General features: G+C 59.8%; 13 protein-coding genes. 6 read left to right on the top strand and 7 right to left on the bottom strand.

Translation table 11 applies throughout. From position 1 onward, the window contains the following. Positions 1-144 precede the first annotated feature (144 nt). Complete coding sequence (locus tag ACXX83_RS14505; RefSeq protein WP_458548916.1) at positions 145-1,977, bottom strand: sigma-54-dependent Fis family transcriptional regulator; 1,833 nt, start codon at positions 1,975-1,977, stop codon at positions 145-147. 400 nt (positions 1,978-2,377) lie between these two features. Between ACXX83_RS14505 and ACXX83_RS14500 the strand changes: the two genes are divergently transcribed. From ACXX83_RS14500 to ACXX83_RS14475, 6 genes are read left to right on the top strand one after another with little or no spacing between them, the layout of a single operon-like run. Beyond that, entirely contained in the window at positions 2,378-3,472 is a 1,095-nt protein-coding gene (locus ACXX83_RS14500; RefSeq protein ID WP_015094365.1) for an ABC transporter ATP-binding protein, read from the top strand. After that, positions 3,472-4,587 carry an ABC transporter ATP-binding protein gene (locus ACXX83_RS14495; RefSeq protein ID WP_458548914.1) on the top strand — a complete coding sequence of 372 codons (1,116 nt, stop codon included), beginning with the start codon at positions 3,472-3,474 and terminating at the stop codon, positions 4,585-4,587. Before ACXX83_RS14500 ends, ACXX83_RS14495 begins: the two co-directional genes overlap by 1 nt. Beyond that, positions 4,584-5,450: a carbohydrate ABC transporter permease gene (locus ACXX83_RS14490; protein WP_007970461.1), complete on the top strand. Its 867-nt coding sequence runs from the start codon at positions 4,584-4,586 to the stop codon at positions 5,448-5,450. Before ACXX83_RS14495 ends, ACXX83_RS14490 begins: the two co-directional genes overlap by 4 nt. A 10-nt stretch (positions 5,451-5,460) precedes the next feature. After that, positions 5,461-6,261, top strand: a complete 801-nt coding sequence (locus tag ACXX83_RS14485; RefSeq protein ID WP_007970460.1) for a carbohydrate ABC transporter permease — start codon at positions 5,461-5,463, stop codon at positions 6,259-6,261. Positions 6,262-6,271: 10 nt separating this feature from the next. Then, positions 6,272-6,544 (top strand): DUF2160 domain-containing protein, encoded by a 273-nt coding sequence (locus ACXX83_RS14480; protein ID WP_015094367.1) that lies wholly within the window; start codon positions 6,272-6,274, stop codon positions 6,542-6,544. 46 nt (positions 6,545-6,590) lie between these two features. Next, on the top strand, positions 6,591-8,333 hold the full coding sequence (locus ACXX83_RS14475) for an ABC transporter substrate-binding protein (RefSeq protein ID WP_015094368.1): 1,743 nt from the start codon (positions 6,591-6,593) through the stop codon (positions 8,331-8,333). A 112-nt stretch (positions 8,334-8,445) separates the two neighbouring features. On the opposite strand, the gene ACXX83_RS14470 is transcribed toward ACXX83_RS14475, so the two are convergent. The 6 genes from ACXX83_RS14470 to nuoK all read right to left on the bottom strand — a co-directional run bounded on the left by ACXX83_RS14470 (position 8,446) and on the right by nuoK (position 14,651). Continuing rightward, positions 8,446-8,823 (bottom strand): type II toxin-antitoxin system VapC family toxin, encoded by a 378-nt coding sequence (locus ACXX83_RS14470; RefSeq protein ID WP_007981254.1) that lies wholly within the window; start codon positions 8,821-8,823, stop codon positions 8,446-8,448. After that, entirely contained in the window at positions 8,820-9,155 is a 336-nt protein-coding gene (locus ACXX83_RS14465; RefSeq protein ID WP_458550202.1) for a type II toxin-antitoxin system Phd/YefM family antitoxin, read from the bottom strand. The genes ACXX83_RS14470 and ACXX83_RS14465 overlap by 4 nt, the downstream gene beginning before the upstream one ends. A gap of 294 nt (positions 9,156-9,449) precedes the next feature. Then, the gene (nuoN, locus tag ACXX83_RS14460; RefSeq protein WP_015094370.1) at positions 9,450-10,913 is read right to left on the bottom strand and encodes an NADH-quinone oxidoreductase subunit NuoN; all 1,464 of its coding nucleotides are present in this window, start codon (positions 10,911-10,913) and stop codon (positions 9,450-9,452) included. Positions 10,914-10,920: 7 nt separating this feature from the next. Next, positions 10,921-12,453: an NADH-quinone oxidoreductase subunit M gene (gene nuoM, locus ACXX83_RS14455; protein WP_015094371.1), complete on the bottom strand. Its 1,533-nt coding sequence runs from the start codon at positions 12,451-12,453 to the stop codon at positions 10,921-10,923. A gap of 39 nt (positions 12,454-12,492) precedes the next feature. After that, positions 12,493-14,346, bottom strand: a complete 1,854-nt coding sequence (gene nuoL / locus ACXX83_RS14450; protein WP_458548910.1) for an NADH-quinone oxidoreductase subunit L — start codon at positions 14,344-14,346, stop codon at positions 12,493-12,495. Next, entirely contained in the window at positions 14,343-14,651 is a 309-nt protein-coding gene (nuoK, locus tag ACXX83_RS14445) for an NADH-quinone oxidoreductase subunit NuoK (RefSeq protein WP_007946416.1), read from the bottom strand. Before nuoK ends, nuoL begins: the two co-directional genes overlap by 4 nt. Position 14,652: the final 1 nt, after the last annotated feature.

Below are 14,652 nucleotides of genomic sequence, written 5' to 3'. Positions count from 1 at the left end.
AGTTCATTTTGAAGTGACAGGGCTGACGCTTTCGCGGGCAAGCCCGCTCCCACAGTTGATCTTTGGTGTGTTTGAGTTTTGAGTACAACGCAAATCCAATGTGGGAGCGGGCTTGCTCGCGAAGAGGCCCATTCGGCCAACTTGTCATTCAGCCTGGCGCAACCGCTTGTACAGGGTATTGCGACTAACCCCCAACAGCCGCGCCAGATACGAAATATTCCCCCCGACCGCTTGCAACTGCCGATTCAGTGCTTCCACATCATTCAAGTCGATGCCCAGCGGCTCCGGCGTCTCCATCGGCTCCATCTCCAGGTCGACAAAAAAATCATCCGGCAAGTGCTCTGCTCGCACCGGCTGTTCCTCGGCCATGGCCAGGGCCACCTGGATCACGCTGCTGACCTGGCGCAAGTTGCCCGGCCACGGGTGGCGGCTGAATAACGCCATCACTTCCTGGCTCAAACCGGCCCATTGCGTCGGTTCACGGTGCTGCTCCCACAGGCGTTTGAACAGTGCCTCCTTATCGCTGCGCTCACGCAGGGGCGGCAGTTCCAGGGTCAGGCCGCCGATGCGGTAGTACAAGTCTTCACGAAACCGCCCCAGTTGTACTTGTTCGCGCAGTGAGCGATTGGTCGCTGAAATGATGCGCAAGTCCACAGGGAACAATTCGCTGCTGCCCACTGGCTGCACGCAACGTTCCTGCAACACCCGCAACAGTCGCGCCTGTGTCGGCAGCGGCATGTCACCGATTTCGTCGAGAAACAGCGTGCCTTTGTCAGCCTTGCGGATCAGCCCGATGCTGCCTTTCTGGTTGGCGCCGGTGAACGCGCCTTTCTCATAACCGAATAACTCGGATTCCACCAGTTCGGCGGGAATCGCCGCACAGTTGACGGCGATGAGCGCTTGTTTGCTGCGCGAGCTGGCGTGGTGCAGGGCTTTGACGAACACTTCCTTGCCGACCCCGGTTTCACCATGGATCAGCAGTGGAATGTCTTTTTCCAGCAAGCGTTCGGCCTGGCGCACGGCTTTTTCCACGCGGCTGTCGCCGAAATGCAGGGTGTTGAGGCTGATGGCCGCGGGTGTAGCTACAACCGGCTCGGTGAACACTCGGGGTTGAATGGATGCCTGTTTCGGCCGCTTCAGCAGGCACTGGAAGCGGTTGCGTCCTGAGGCTTGCAAGGCGAAGGGCAGGCCTTCGGGCTGATTGAGCAGTTCCAGCAGCGAGACCTTGAACAGGCTCTCGACACTGACCCGCGACAGGCTGATGCCCAGCAGATTGTCGGCCCGGCGATTGGCCGACAGCACCTGGCCGCTTTCATCGAATATCAGCAAGCCGGCCCATTGGCTGTCGAGGTTGTTCAGCCCGGTGTTGAACGTCAACTGGAAATGCTGGCCATGGAACAGGTTGAGGATCAGCCGGTTTTCCACGGTCTGGCTCATCATCTTGACCATGCCCAAGGTATGGGATGGCGGCAGGTAGCTGTCGCTGGACACGTCCAGCACCGCGATCACCTTGCGCTCGGCATCGAAAATCGGCGCAGCGGAACCGGTCATGAAACGGTTGGCCTTGAGGAAATGTTCGTCGTGCTCGATGTGCACGGCCTGTTCACAGGCCAGGGCGGTGCCAATGGCGTTGGTGCCGGTGCAACGTTCCACCCAGCTGGCGCCGGCGCTGAAACCCCGGGCCAGTTTCGGCTCGATAAAGCGCTGGGTGCCCCACGATGTGAGCACCTGGCCCTGATGGTCGGCGAGCATGATCAGGCAATTGGAATTGCTCAGGATGTTCTCGTAGTAGGGCAGCACTTCCTGATGGGTGGTTTGCACCAGTGAATGCTGGCTCTCCAGCAGTTGCGCGATGCCCGCAGCCGGCAATTGATCGAATGCCGGCGCGCTCTGATGACTGAGGCCGAACGCGCGGCAACGCGACCAGGAGTCCTGGATGATGGCGTCGTGGGACAGCGGCAGGGCAGGTGCGGCCATGGCAGTCGATCTCTGAACAAGACTTTATTGTTGTTATGGGTAGTTCTGCAGCGCGATGAACTTCATGTGGGAGCGGGCTTGCTCGCGAAGGCGGCGGCACATTCAACATCAATGTGACTGTCAGACCGCTTTCGCGAGCAAGCCCGCTCCCACAGGTTTTGCATTTATTTCAGGTATCAGGAAAGGCAAAACGCATCCGTAGAGTGTTGTTCACTATTGTTCACTGTCAATGGGTGAACTGTTCAATTGTTCATTTCAGATTGTTCATTTGTGTTCAGCAACGAACGTCGACGGCCCGTTGTTTTCACTAATTTCAAGCTGAATCAACGGCTTGGGATTTTTGGCACGGATGTCGCTTTATCGCTCCGGTCGCTTGACTCCAATAATAAAAGGCCGAGCCATGTCACTCACCCTGGAGCACGTCAGCCGCACCGTCGAGGGCCAGACCTGGATCGACGATGCCAACCTGAGTTTTGAACCCGGTTCCTTCAACGTTTTGCTGGGACGAACCCTGTCCGGCAAAACCAGCCTGATGCGCCTGATGGCCGGTCTGGACAAGCCCGACAGCGGCCGCATCCTGATGAACGGCGTCGACGTTACCCAACGGCCGGTGCGCTTGCGCAATGTGTCGATGGTTTATCAGCAATTCATCAATTACCCGACCATGACGGTGTTCGACAACATCGCCTCGCCGCTGCGCCAGGCCGGTGTATCCAGCGAGCTGATCCAGAGCAAGGTGCTGGAAACCGCGAAGATGCTGCGCATCGAAAAATTTCTGAAGCGTTATCCGCTGGAGCTTTCCGGTGGCCAGCAACAACGCACGGCCATGGCCCGGGCGCTGGTCAAGGATGCCGAGTTGATCCTGTTCGACGAGCCGCTGGTCAACCTCGACTACAAGTTGCGCGAGGAACTGCGCCAGGAAATGCGCGAGCTGTTCAAGGCGCGCCATACCATCGCAATCTATGCCACCACCGAACCCAACGAGGCCCTGGCCCTGGGCGGCACCACCACCATTCTTCACGAAGGGCGGGTGATCCAGAGCGGCCAGTCGTCTTCGGTCTATCACCAGCCGCAAACCGTGCTGGCGGCGGAGCTGTTCTCCGAGCCGCCGATCAACCTGATGCCGGGGCGCATTGCCGGCAACGAAGTGAGTTTCGCCAACTTCGTGCACTTTCCGCTGAACGTCGATTTGCGCCCGGTGGGCGAGGGCGAGTTCCGTTTCGGCGTGCGACCCAGCCATATCTCGCTGGTGCCGAGCAATGACGATGACCTCGAACTGGCAGTGACCGTCGAGGTGGCCGAGATCAGCGGCTCGGAAACCTTCCTCCACGTGCGCAACGAGCATTTCCTGCTGGTGCTGCACTTGCCGGGTGTTCACGAATACGACGTCGATGCGCCGATCCGTATCTACATCCCGACCCATAAACTGTTTGTGTTCGATACGCAGGGCCGGCTGGTGCAGGCGCCGGGCCAGCGTGTCGCGAGGGTAGCCTGATGGCCGAAATCCGTTTGCAGAACCTCGCCCACAGCTACACCAAAACCCCGGTGGGACCCGAGGACTACGCGATCCGCGAGATGGACCACATCTGGGAGCAGGGCGGCGCCTACGCGTTGCTCGGTCCGTCGGGCTGTGGCAAATCAACCTTGCTCAACATTATTTCCGGGCTGCTCAGCCCGTCCCAGGGTCATGTGCTGTTCGACGGCAAAGCGGTCAACGACCTGACGCCGGAGAAGCGCAACATTGCCCAGGTTTTCCAGTTCCCGGTGGTCTACGACACCATGACGGTGTTCGACAACCTGGCCTTCCCGCTGCGTAACCAGGGCATGGTCGAGGCAAGAATTCATACCAAGGTGCAGGAAATCGCCGAGGTCCTCGACCTGCAGAACCTGCTGGGCAAAAAGGCGCGCAACCTCACCGCCGACGAAAAACAGAAAGTCTCCATGGGCCGCGGGCTGGTGCGCGACGATGTGTCGGCGATCCTGTTCGATGAACCACTGACGGTGATCGACCCGCACCTGAAGTGGAAGCTGCGACGCAAGCTCAAGCAGATCCACGAGCAGTTCAACATCACCATGGTCTACGTCACCCACGATCAGCTGGAGGCCTCGACCTTCGCCGACAAGATTGCGGTGATGTACGGCGGGCAGATCGTGCAATTCGGCACACCACGGGAATTGTTCGAGCGCCCGAGCCACACCTTTGTCGGCTACTTCATCGGCAGCCCGGGGATGAACCTGATCGAGGTGCAGCCGCAACCGGGTGGCGTCGGGTTCGCTTCGACCCACCTGCCGCTGTCCGAGGCCATGCAGCAACGCATCGCAGAATCCGAATGGAAAACCCTGAAGGTCGGCATTCGCCCGGAGTTCGTCCATGTGTGGGACGAAGCCTTTGATGACGCGCTGCAGGCACAGGTCGTACACGTCGAGGACCTGGGTACCTACAAGATCATGACCCTCAACCTCGACGGCGCCACCCTGAAAGTGCGCTTGACCGAAGACAAACCGGTGCCACAAGGCACGGCCTACATCAGTTTTCCGGCGCAGTGGTTGATGGTGTACGCCGATGATTTCCTGCTCGAAGCCCATGCCAACCAAGAGGCGCAGCCATGAACAAGGTGCAGAACAACAAGGCCTGGTGGTTGGTGCTGCCGGTGTTCCTGCTGGTGGCGTTCAGTGCGGTGATCCCGATGATGACCGTGGTCAACTATTCGGTGCAGGACATTTTCGACCAGTCCAGCCGCTATTTCGTCGGTGCTGACTGGTACAAACAGGTACTGCTCGACCCGCGGCTGCATGACTCGTTGCTGCGCCAGTTCATCTATTCCGCCTGCGTGCTGCTGATCGAAATTCCGCTGGGCATCGCCATCGCCCTGACCATGCCGACCAAGGGCCGCTGGTCTTCGGTGGTGTTGATCGTGCTGGCGATCCCGCTACTGATCCCGTGGAACGTGGTCGGAACCATCTGGCAAATCTTCGGCCGCGCCGACATCGGCCTCCTCGGTTCGAGCCTCAACGCCATGGGCATCAGCTACAACTATGCGGCGAACACGGCGGACGCCTGGGTCACCGTGCTGGTGATGGACGTCTGGCACTGGACCTCGCTGGTGGCGCTGTTGTGCTTCTCCGGCCTGCGGGCGATTCCGGATGTGTATTACCAGGCGGCGCGGATCGACCGTGCCTCGGCCTGGGCAGTGTTCCGGCATATCCAGTTGCCCAAGCTCAAGAGCGTGCTGCTGATCGCCGTGATGCTGCGTTTCATGGACAGTTTCATGATCTACACCGAGCCCTTCGTGCTCACCGGCGGCGGCCCGGGCAATGCCACGACCTTCCTCAGCCAGACCCTGACCCAGATGGCGGTCGGCCAGTTCGACCTGGGGCCGGCCGCGGCGTTCTCGCTGGTGTACTTCCTGATCATCCTGTTGGTGTCCTGGCTGTTCTACACCGCCATGACTCACTCTGACGCCAACCGCTGAGGCCCGCGCCATGAGCAAAAGAAAGCTTATCCCCCTGCTGCTCTACATCCTGTTCCTGCTGGTGCCGATCTACTGGCTGCTGAACATGTCCTTCAAGAGCAACAGCGAAATCCTCGGCGGCCTGACGCTGTTCCCGCAGGATTTCACTCTGGCCAACTACAAGGTGATCTTCACCGACCCGAGCTGGTACACCGGCTACATCAATTCGGCGTATTACGTGAGCCTGAACACGATCATTTCCCTGACCGTGGCACTGCCGGCGGCGTATGCCTTCTCGCGTTATCGCTTCCTGGGCGACAAGCACCTGTTCTTCTGGCTGCTGACCAACCGCATGGCGCCACCGGCGGTGTTCCTGTTGCCGTTTTTCCAGCTGTATTCGTCGATCGGGTTGTTCGACACCCATATTGCCGTGGCCCTGGCTCACTGCCTTTTCAACGTGCCGCTGGCGGTGTGGATTCTCGAAGGCTTCATGTCCGGCGTGCCCAAGGAAATAGACGAAACCGCCTACATTGATGGCTACAGTTTTCCCAAGTTCTTCGTGAAGATTTTCATCCCGTTGATCGGCTCCGGCATCGGTGTGACGGCGTTCTTCTGCTTCATGTTTTCCTGGGTCGAACTGCTGCTGGCACGAACCCTCACCTCGGTGAACGCCAAACCGATCGCGGCGGTGATGACCCGCACCGTTTCGGCATCCGGTATCGACTGGGGGGTGCTGGCGGCGGCGGGGGTGTTGACCATCCTGCCGGGCATGCTGGTGATCTGGTTTGTTCGCAACCACGTGGCGAAGGGCTTTGCCCTGGGCCGGGTATGAGGAGCTGATGATGGAATGGATGAGTTGGACCGCCCCCACGGCGGCGTTCTTCGGCGTCATTGCCTTGATCCTGGTGGGCATGACCACCTGGGAGTTGCGTTCGCCGAGCGTGCTTCGGCGAGGTTTGCTACCGATTGCCACCACCCGTGGCGATCGCTTGTTCATCGGTCTTCTCGGCAGCGCCTACCTGCATTTGCTGGTAATCGGCGTCACCGACTGGAGCATCTGGGTGGCGTTCGCGTTGTCTCTGGTGTGGCTGTTGGCTGTGATGCGTTGGGGCTAGTCGAATCGCTCGGCAGTGTTGCTCCGAAACTTAAACAGGAGGTCTTATGTTCGACAAAAACAATAAGCTGCGACATAGCATTTCATTGGCAGCCATGCTGGCACTCAGCGGTTTGAGCGCTTCGGCCTGGGCCGATGCCTACGAAGATGCCGCGAAAAAATGGATCGGCAGTGAATTCAAGCCATCCACACTGACGGCCGATCAGCAGCTGGAAGAGTTGAAGTGGTTCATCAAGGCGGCGGAGCCCTTCCGCGGAATGAACATCAAGGTGGTGTCGGAAACCATCGCTACCCACGAGTACGAGTCCAAGGTGCTGGCCAAGGCCTTCACCGAGATCACCGGGATCAAGCTGACCCACGATCTGCTGCAGGAAGGCGACGTGGTGGAAAAGCTGCAGACCGTGATGCAATCGGACAAAAGCATCTATGACGGCTGGGTCAACGACTCGGACTTGATCGGTACGCACTTTCGCTACGGCAAGACCGAATCGATCACCGACCTGATGGCGAACGAAGGCAAGGACTTCACTTCGCCGACCCTCGACCTCAAGGACTTCATCGGCATTTCCTTCACCACCGCGCCGGACGGCAAGATCTACCAGTTGCCTGACCAGCAGTTCGCCAACCTGTACTGGTTCCGTGCCGACTGGTTCGAACGGGCGGACCTCAAGGCCAAGTTCAAGGAAAAGTACGGTTACGAGCTGGGCGTACCGGTGAACTGGTCGGCCTATGAAGACATTGCCAGGTTCTTCAGCGAAGACGTCAAGGAAATCGACGGCAAGCGCGTCTACGGGCACATGGACTACGGCAAGAAGGACCCGTCCCTGGGCTGGCGCTTCACCGATGCCTGGTTCTCCATGGCCGGTGGCGGCGACAAGGGCATCCCCAACGGCTTGCCGGTGGACGAGTGGGGCATTCGTGTCGAGGACTGCCACCCGGTGGGTTCCAGCGTAACCCGCGGCGGCGACACCAACGGCCCGGCGGCGGTGTTCGCCACCACCAAGTACGTCGACTGGCTGAAAAAGTACGCGCCACCGGAAGCAGCGGGCATGACCTTCTCCGAATCCGGCCCGGTGCCGTCCCAGGGCAGCATCGCCCAGCAGATTTTCTGGTACACCGCCTTCACCGCCGACATGACCAAGCCAGGCCTGGCGGTGATGAACGCCGATGGCACGCCGAAATGGCGCATGGCGCCCTCACCACGGGGACCGTACTGGGAAGAGGGCATGAAACTGGGCTATCAGGACGTGGGTTCCTGGACCTTCATGAAGTCCACGCCCGAGAAGCAGAAACTGGCGGCCTGGCTCTATGCGCAGTTCGTGACCTCGAAAACCGTGTCGCTGAAGAAAACCATCGTCGGCCTGACGCCTATCCGCGAGTCGGACATCAACTCGCAAGCCATGACCGACCTGGCACCGAAACTCGGCGGCCTGGTGGAGTTCTACCGCAGCCCGGCCCGCGTGCAATGGACGCCGACCGGGACCAACGTGCCTGATTATCCTCGCCTCGCGCAGTTGTGGTGGAGCCACATCGCCGAAGCGGCCAGCGGCGACAAAACCCCACAACAGGCGCTCGACGGCCTGGCCAAGGATCAGGACGCGATCATGACCCGCCTGGAGCGTTCGAAGGCACAAGCCACCTGCGCACCGAAAATGAACCCCGAGCGCGATGCGCAGTACTGGTTCGATCAGCCGGGCGCACCGAAACCTAAACTGGAAAACGAGAAGCCTAAGGGCGAAACCGTGAGCTACAGCGAGCTGCTGAAATCGTGGGCGGATGCGCGTAAGTAACGTGGCGGGAGTGTGAAAGGCGAACGGCACCGAAAGGTGCCGTTTTCATTTGTGCTTGACCTACAGTCTTCGCGGGCAAGCCCGCTCTCGCATTTGATCGGAGTTGGGCTGACTAAATCAAAATAGCCAAATCCGTGTACTTGGCCACCAATGGGTCAGACGTTAGAAGTTTCATGGGTTCAGTCATCGCGGTTGCAACAATGAGGCGGTCGAACGGATCACGATGGTGATGTTCGAGGTCTTTCACGGCAATGGCATGTTCTGAAGTCACAGGCAATTCGATGAACCCGCTTTCGAGGCAGTACTGGCGGATTTCTTCCAGATCAACATTGAGCTTTCCCAGCCCGACCTTGATTGCCATTTCCCAGAATGTCGCTGCGCTGATGTATATGTCGGCAGCGCCTTCAATGAGCTTTCTGGCCTTGCCGGATAGTTTGGGGTCATCGCTGAGAGCCCAAAGCAAAACATGAGTGTCCAGCAGAACCCTCATTCGTGGGTTCCTTCAAAAGCATCCAGCATGTCGTCCGGCAGTGGTGCATCGAAATCTTCAGCCAGAACCAGTTTGCCTTTCATCGCACCGATACGCTTCCCGCTGGTTTTTCCTACGGGAACAAGGCGGGCCAAGGCTCGACCATGCTTGGCAATCGTTATGATCTGGCCGGCCGCCGCATCGTCGACGAGTTTGGACAGATTGTTTTTTGCTTCGGCCAACGGAACGATGATCATGATTTCTCTCCCATATTCTGGACAAATATAGCCAGAATTTTTCGGGGCGGCAAAGGCAAGCGAACCATAGGTCGGTTTCGCCATTTCATTGCACATCATCACCATCGGTTCTTGTTTCATTTGAATACTCCTGTAAGCCCGTCGCTCACATTAGCGTTCGGAGCAATCGCCGGATGTCATCAATTGCTGATCGTCAGACAAATACTTTCTGAAAAGAGGGTAGGCCATGAAGATTAAAAGGTCGCAGCCTGCGGCAGCTCCTACAGGATGTACGCCTCCCAAATGTAGGAGCTGCCGCTGGCTGCGATCTTTTGACCTTGAAAACCCCCAAACGCAAAAACGGCACCCGAAGGCGCCGTTTCTATTTGTTACCGAGAGCCGCCTAAGCGATCAACCCGCCAGACCCGACTGTTGAACCAGGTTCAGCAGCGGTTGTGGGTACAGGCCGAGGAAGAAGGCCAGTACCGCGATGGCCAGCAGCATCACGCCGCCTGCACGTTGTTCCCAGTGCAGTTGGGCGTCGACGCGACGCAGGTTCGGTTCGATCAGGTACAGGGTGACCATCACACGCAGGTAGTAGAACACGCCGATGGCGCTGCCCAGTACCAGGGAGCCGACCAGCCACCATTGGTGCGACTCGACACCGGTGGCGATGATGTAGAACTTGCCGATGAAGCCCGCGGTCAGCGGGATACCGGCCAGGGACAGCATCATCACGGTCAGTACGGCGGTCAGGTACGGACGGCGCCAGAACAGGCCGCGGTATTCGTACAGGGCGTCTGCGTCACGGCCTTTGTACGGCGAGGACATCAGGGTGATCACGCCGAAAGCGCCGAGGCTGGTGATCACGTAGGTGACCAGGTACACGCCGATGGCTTCCACGGCCAGGCCCTTGCTCGCCACCAGGGCGATCAGCAGGTAGCCGAAGTGGGCGATGGACGAGTAACCCAGCAGACGCTTGAGGTTGCTCTGGGTCAGTGCCAGCAGGTTGCCGAACAGGATCGACGCAATGGCGATGATGGTCAGCACGTCGCTCAGCACGCCACTGCTGGCCGCTGGCGAGATCTGGAACAGGCGCACCATCACTGCGAACACGGCTACTTTGGAAGCGGTGGCCAGGAACGCTGCGACCGGTGCCGGAGCACCCTCGTAAACGTCTGGAGTCCAGAGGTGGAAGGGCACCAGCGACAGCTTGAAAGCCAGGCCGATCAGCATCATGCCCAGGCCCAGTTGTGCCAGCGAGCTTGGCAGGCCGGTAGCCGCCAGCGCCTGACCGATGCCGACGAAGCTCAGGGAGCCGGAGTCTGCGTACAGCAGTGCCATACCGAACAACAGGAACGCGGAGCCGGCAGCCGACAGCACCATGTACTTGATACCGGCTTCCAGCGAACGCTTGTTGAAGAAGGCATAGGCCACCAGACCGTAGACCGGCACCGACAGCAGTTCCAGACCGATGAACAACCCGGCCAGGTGCTGCGCGCTGACCAGCACCAGGCCACCGGCGGCGGCCATCAGGATCAGCAGGTACAGTTCTTCACGGTTGCCCGGGTAACCCGTGCCGCCATCGCCGAGGTAGGCGTGGGCGAGGGTGACACAAGCGAGGGTGGCGACCAGGATCAGCGCCATGTACAAGCAAGCGAAGCTATCGATTTGCAGCAGTGGGGTCACGGCCAATGGCGCGACCTTCAAGGCTGGCAGGATCGACAGCAACGCCAGGTTCAGACCGGCCACGGACAGCAGGAAGGTCTGGGAGTGGTTGCGGCGCCAGGCAATTGCCAGCATCACCACGATGATCGTGGCGCTGGTAATCAACAGCGGCGCTAGCGCGATAAAGTGTTGAGTCGTGAATTCCATAGCGCTCTTACCGGGCCGAAGCGAGTTGAGTGAAGGCGGTGCCGAGCCATTGCTGCACGCCATGCATCGTAGCGGCAGAGGTATCGAGGAACGGTTGTGGGTAGATGCCGATGTAGACCAGCAGAGCTGCCAGACCGACCACCATGATCATTTCGCGACCGTCCATGCCATGCAGTACCGCGTCCGACTTGGCCGGGCCGAAGAAGGCACGGTGGACCATGATCAGCGAGTAGACCGAACCGAACACCAGGCCGGACGTGGCGATGATGGTGATCCAAGGGGCGATCGGGAAGGTGCCGATCAGGATCAGGAACTCACCGACGAAGTTACCGGTACCCGGCAAGCCCAGGGACGCCGCCGCGAAGAACAGGCTGAGGGCCGGCAGGTAAGCGATCTTCGACCACAGGCCACCCATTTCACGCATGTCGCGGGTGTGGGTGCGTTCGTACAGCTGGCCACTCAGGATAAAGAGTGCTGCCGCCGACAGGCCGTGGGCCAGCATCTGCATCACCGCGCCCTGCAGTGCCAGTTGGCTGCCTGAGTAGATGCCGATCAGTACGAAGCCCATGTGGGAAACGGACGAGAAGGCGATCAGACGCTTGATGTCGGTTTGCGCGAACGCCAGGAACGCACCGTAGAAGATCCCGATCAGACCCAGGGTCATGGCGATCGGCGCGAACTCGGCCGAGGCATTCGGGAACAGCGGCAGGGCGAAACGCAGCAGGCCGTAGGCAGCGGTTTTCAGCAGGATACCGGCGAGGTCGACGGAACCGGCGGTCGGCGCCTGGGCGTGAGCGTCAGGCAGCCAGGAGTGGAACGGCACCACGGGCAGCTTGACCGCAAAGGCGATGAAGAAGCCGAGCATCAGGATGTACTCGGTGGTCATCGACATCTTGGTCTTCAACAGGTCGGCGTAGTTGAAGGTAATCACGCCGGTGTCGTTGAAGTTGACCAGTACCAGGCCCAGGATCGCCACCAGCATGATCAGGCCGGAAGCCTGAGTGAAGATGAAGAACTTGGTCGCCGCGTAGATCCGGGTTTTCTTGCCGTCCGAAGAACTGTGACCCCATAGCGCGATGAGGAAGTACATCGGCACCAGCATCATTTCCCAGAAGAAGAAGAACATGAACAGGTCGAGGGCGAGGAACACGCCGACGACACCGCCCAGGATCCACATCAGGTTCAGGTGGAAGAAGCCAACGTGACGCTGGATCTCTTTCCACGAGCAGAGTACCGAGAGGACACCCAGCAGGCCGGTCAGCATGATCATCAACAGCGACAGGCCATCGAGGGCCAGGTGCACATTGATGCCGAAGCGCTGGATCCAGACGTGCTTGAACTCAAGCGCCCAGGTCGGATCGGCACCCGGTGCCGGAGCGAATGAATAGTCACCGTTGGCCCACAGCCAGAGGCCGAGGGAAAGCAGCAGGGACATGGTGATCAGCGCAATCCAGCGGGGGAGGGTGGCGCCGAAGCGCTCACCCATCCAGCACAGCAGGCCGCCGATGAAGGGGATCAGGATTAGCCAAGGCAGAATCATGACGGGTTCGTTTCCTTTCGCAAATTCGCAAGGTTCATATCAGACCGCTACCAGCACGACGGCGCCGATGACCAGCACGGCACCAGCAGCCATCGAGGCGGCATACCAACGCAGTTGACCGGTCTCGGTACGGCTCAGGGCGGTGTGACCGCCTTTGGCCATGCGCGGGATCAGACCGATGGTCTGGTCGAGCGGGTCTTTGCGCAGGATGTGGCTGATCGCCAGGTACGGCTTGACGAACAGTTTGTCGTAGATCCAGTCGAAGCCCCAGGCAGCGAACCACCAGGCCGAAAGGACACGGCCGATGCCGCTGTTGGCGATGGCTGTCACGAAACGACGCTTGCCGAGGAACAGCAGCGCGGCCAGCAGGATACCGGCCAGGGCGATGGCGCCCGAAGCGATTTCCAGGCTGTGCTTGGCTTCGCCGCCTGCATGGCCGACGCTCTCAGGCAGTACGCCGTGCAGTGGCGGAACGATCATTGCGCCGACGAAGGTCGACAGCACGATCAGCACCGACAGTGGCAGCCAGTGGGCAATGCCGTGACCGGCGTGGGCTTCGGTCTTCGCTTCACCGTGGAACGCGATGAAGATCAGGCGGAAGGTGTACAGCGAAGTCATGAACGCACCCACCAGACCTGCATACAGCAGACCTTCGTTACCGCTGGCAAATGCTTCCCAGAGGATTTCGTCCTTGGAGTAGAAGCCCGCGGTTACCAGTGGCAGGGCCGCCAGGGCCGCGCCGCCGACGATGAAGCTGGCGTAGGCCAGTGGCAGTTTCTTCCACAGGCCGCCCATCTTGAAGATGTCCTGCTCGTGGTGGCAGGCAACGATCACCGCACCGGATGCAAGGAACAGCAGGGCCTTGAAGAAGGCGTGGGTCATCAGGTGGAAGATCGCGCCATCCCAGGCACCGACGCCCAGGGCCAGGAACATGTAGCCGATCTGGCTCATGGTCGAGTAGGCGAGGATACGCTTGATGTCGGTTTGAACCAGGGCTGCAAAACCTGCCAGCACGAGAGTCACGCCACCGACAATGCCTACCAGGTGCAGGATTTCCGGCGCCAGGGTGAACAGGCCATGGGTACGGGCGATCAGGTAGACACCGGCGGTCACCATGGTTGCGGCGTGGATCAGTGCCGAAACCGGAGTAGGACCGGCCATCGCGTCCGCCAGCCAGGTTTGCAGTGGCAGTTGCGCGGATTTACCGACAGCGCCGCCCAGCAGCATCAGGGTGGCCATGACCATCCAGAAGTCACCGGCCTGGAATTTCTGCGGTGCCAGCACCAGCAGTTCCTGAACGTTCAGCGTGCCCAGTTGGGCAAACAGAATGAACAGGCCGATGGCCATGAACACGTCACCGATGCGGGTCACGATGAAGGCCTTGAGTGCGGCGTTACCGTTGTTGCGGTTGCTGTAGTAGAAACCGATCAACAGGTACGAGCACAGGCCCACGCCTTCCCAGCCGAAGTACAGGAACAACAGGTTATCACCCAGCACGAGGAACAGCATGCTGGCGATGAACAGGTTGGTGTAGGCGAAGAAACGCGAGTAACCGGCTTCACCGCGCATGTACCAGGACGCGAACAGGTGGATCAGGAAGCCGACGCCGACGACCACACCCAGCATGGTCACGGACAGGCCGTCCAGGTACAGGGCGAAGTTAGGCGTGAAGCCTTCCACCGCCATCCACTGCCACAACACCTGGGTGTAGTGGCCGCCTTCCGGCGGAGCGACGTTGAATTGCCAGATCACGTAGGCAGTCACGATCGCCGACAGACCGATGGAGCCGACGCCAATCAGCGCGGCCAGGTTTTCCGAGATGCGTCCACGGGAGAACGACAGCAGCAGGAAACCGATGAGAGGGAATACGAAAGTCAGATAGAGAAGGTTCATCCGCGCATCTCACTGGCAGCGTCGATATCGAGCGTGTGGAAGCGGCGATACAGTTGCAGCAGGATCGCCAGGCCGATACTGGCCTCGGCGGCTGCCAGGCTGATCACTAGGATGAACATGATCTGTCCATCCGGTTGCGCCCAGCGGCTACCGGCAACGATGAACGCCAAGGCGGAGGCATTCATCATGACCTCCAGGCTCATCAGCACGAAAAGGATGTTGCGGCGGACCATCAGGCCGACCAGACCGAGGCAGAACAGGATGCCGGCGACTGCCAGACCATGCTCCATGGGGATAGCAGGCATC

This window comes from Pseudomonas sp. GNP012 (assembly GCF_054343835.1).
Note: the sequence above shows the minus strand (reverse complement) of the source record. Positions and strands in the feature narration are given on the sequence as shown.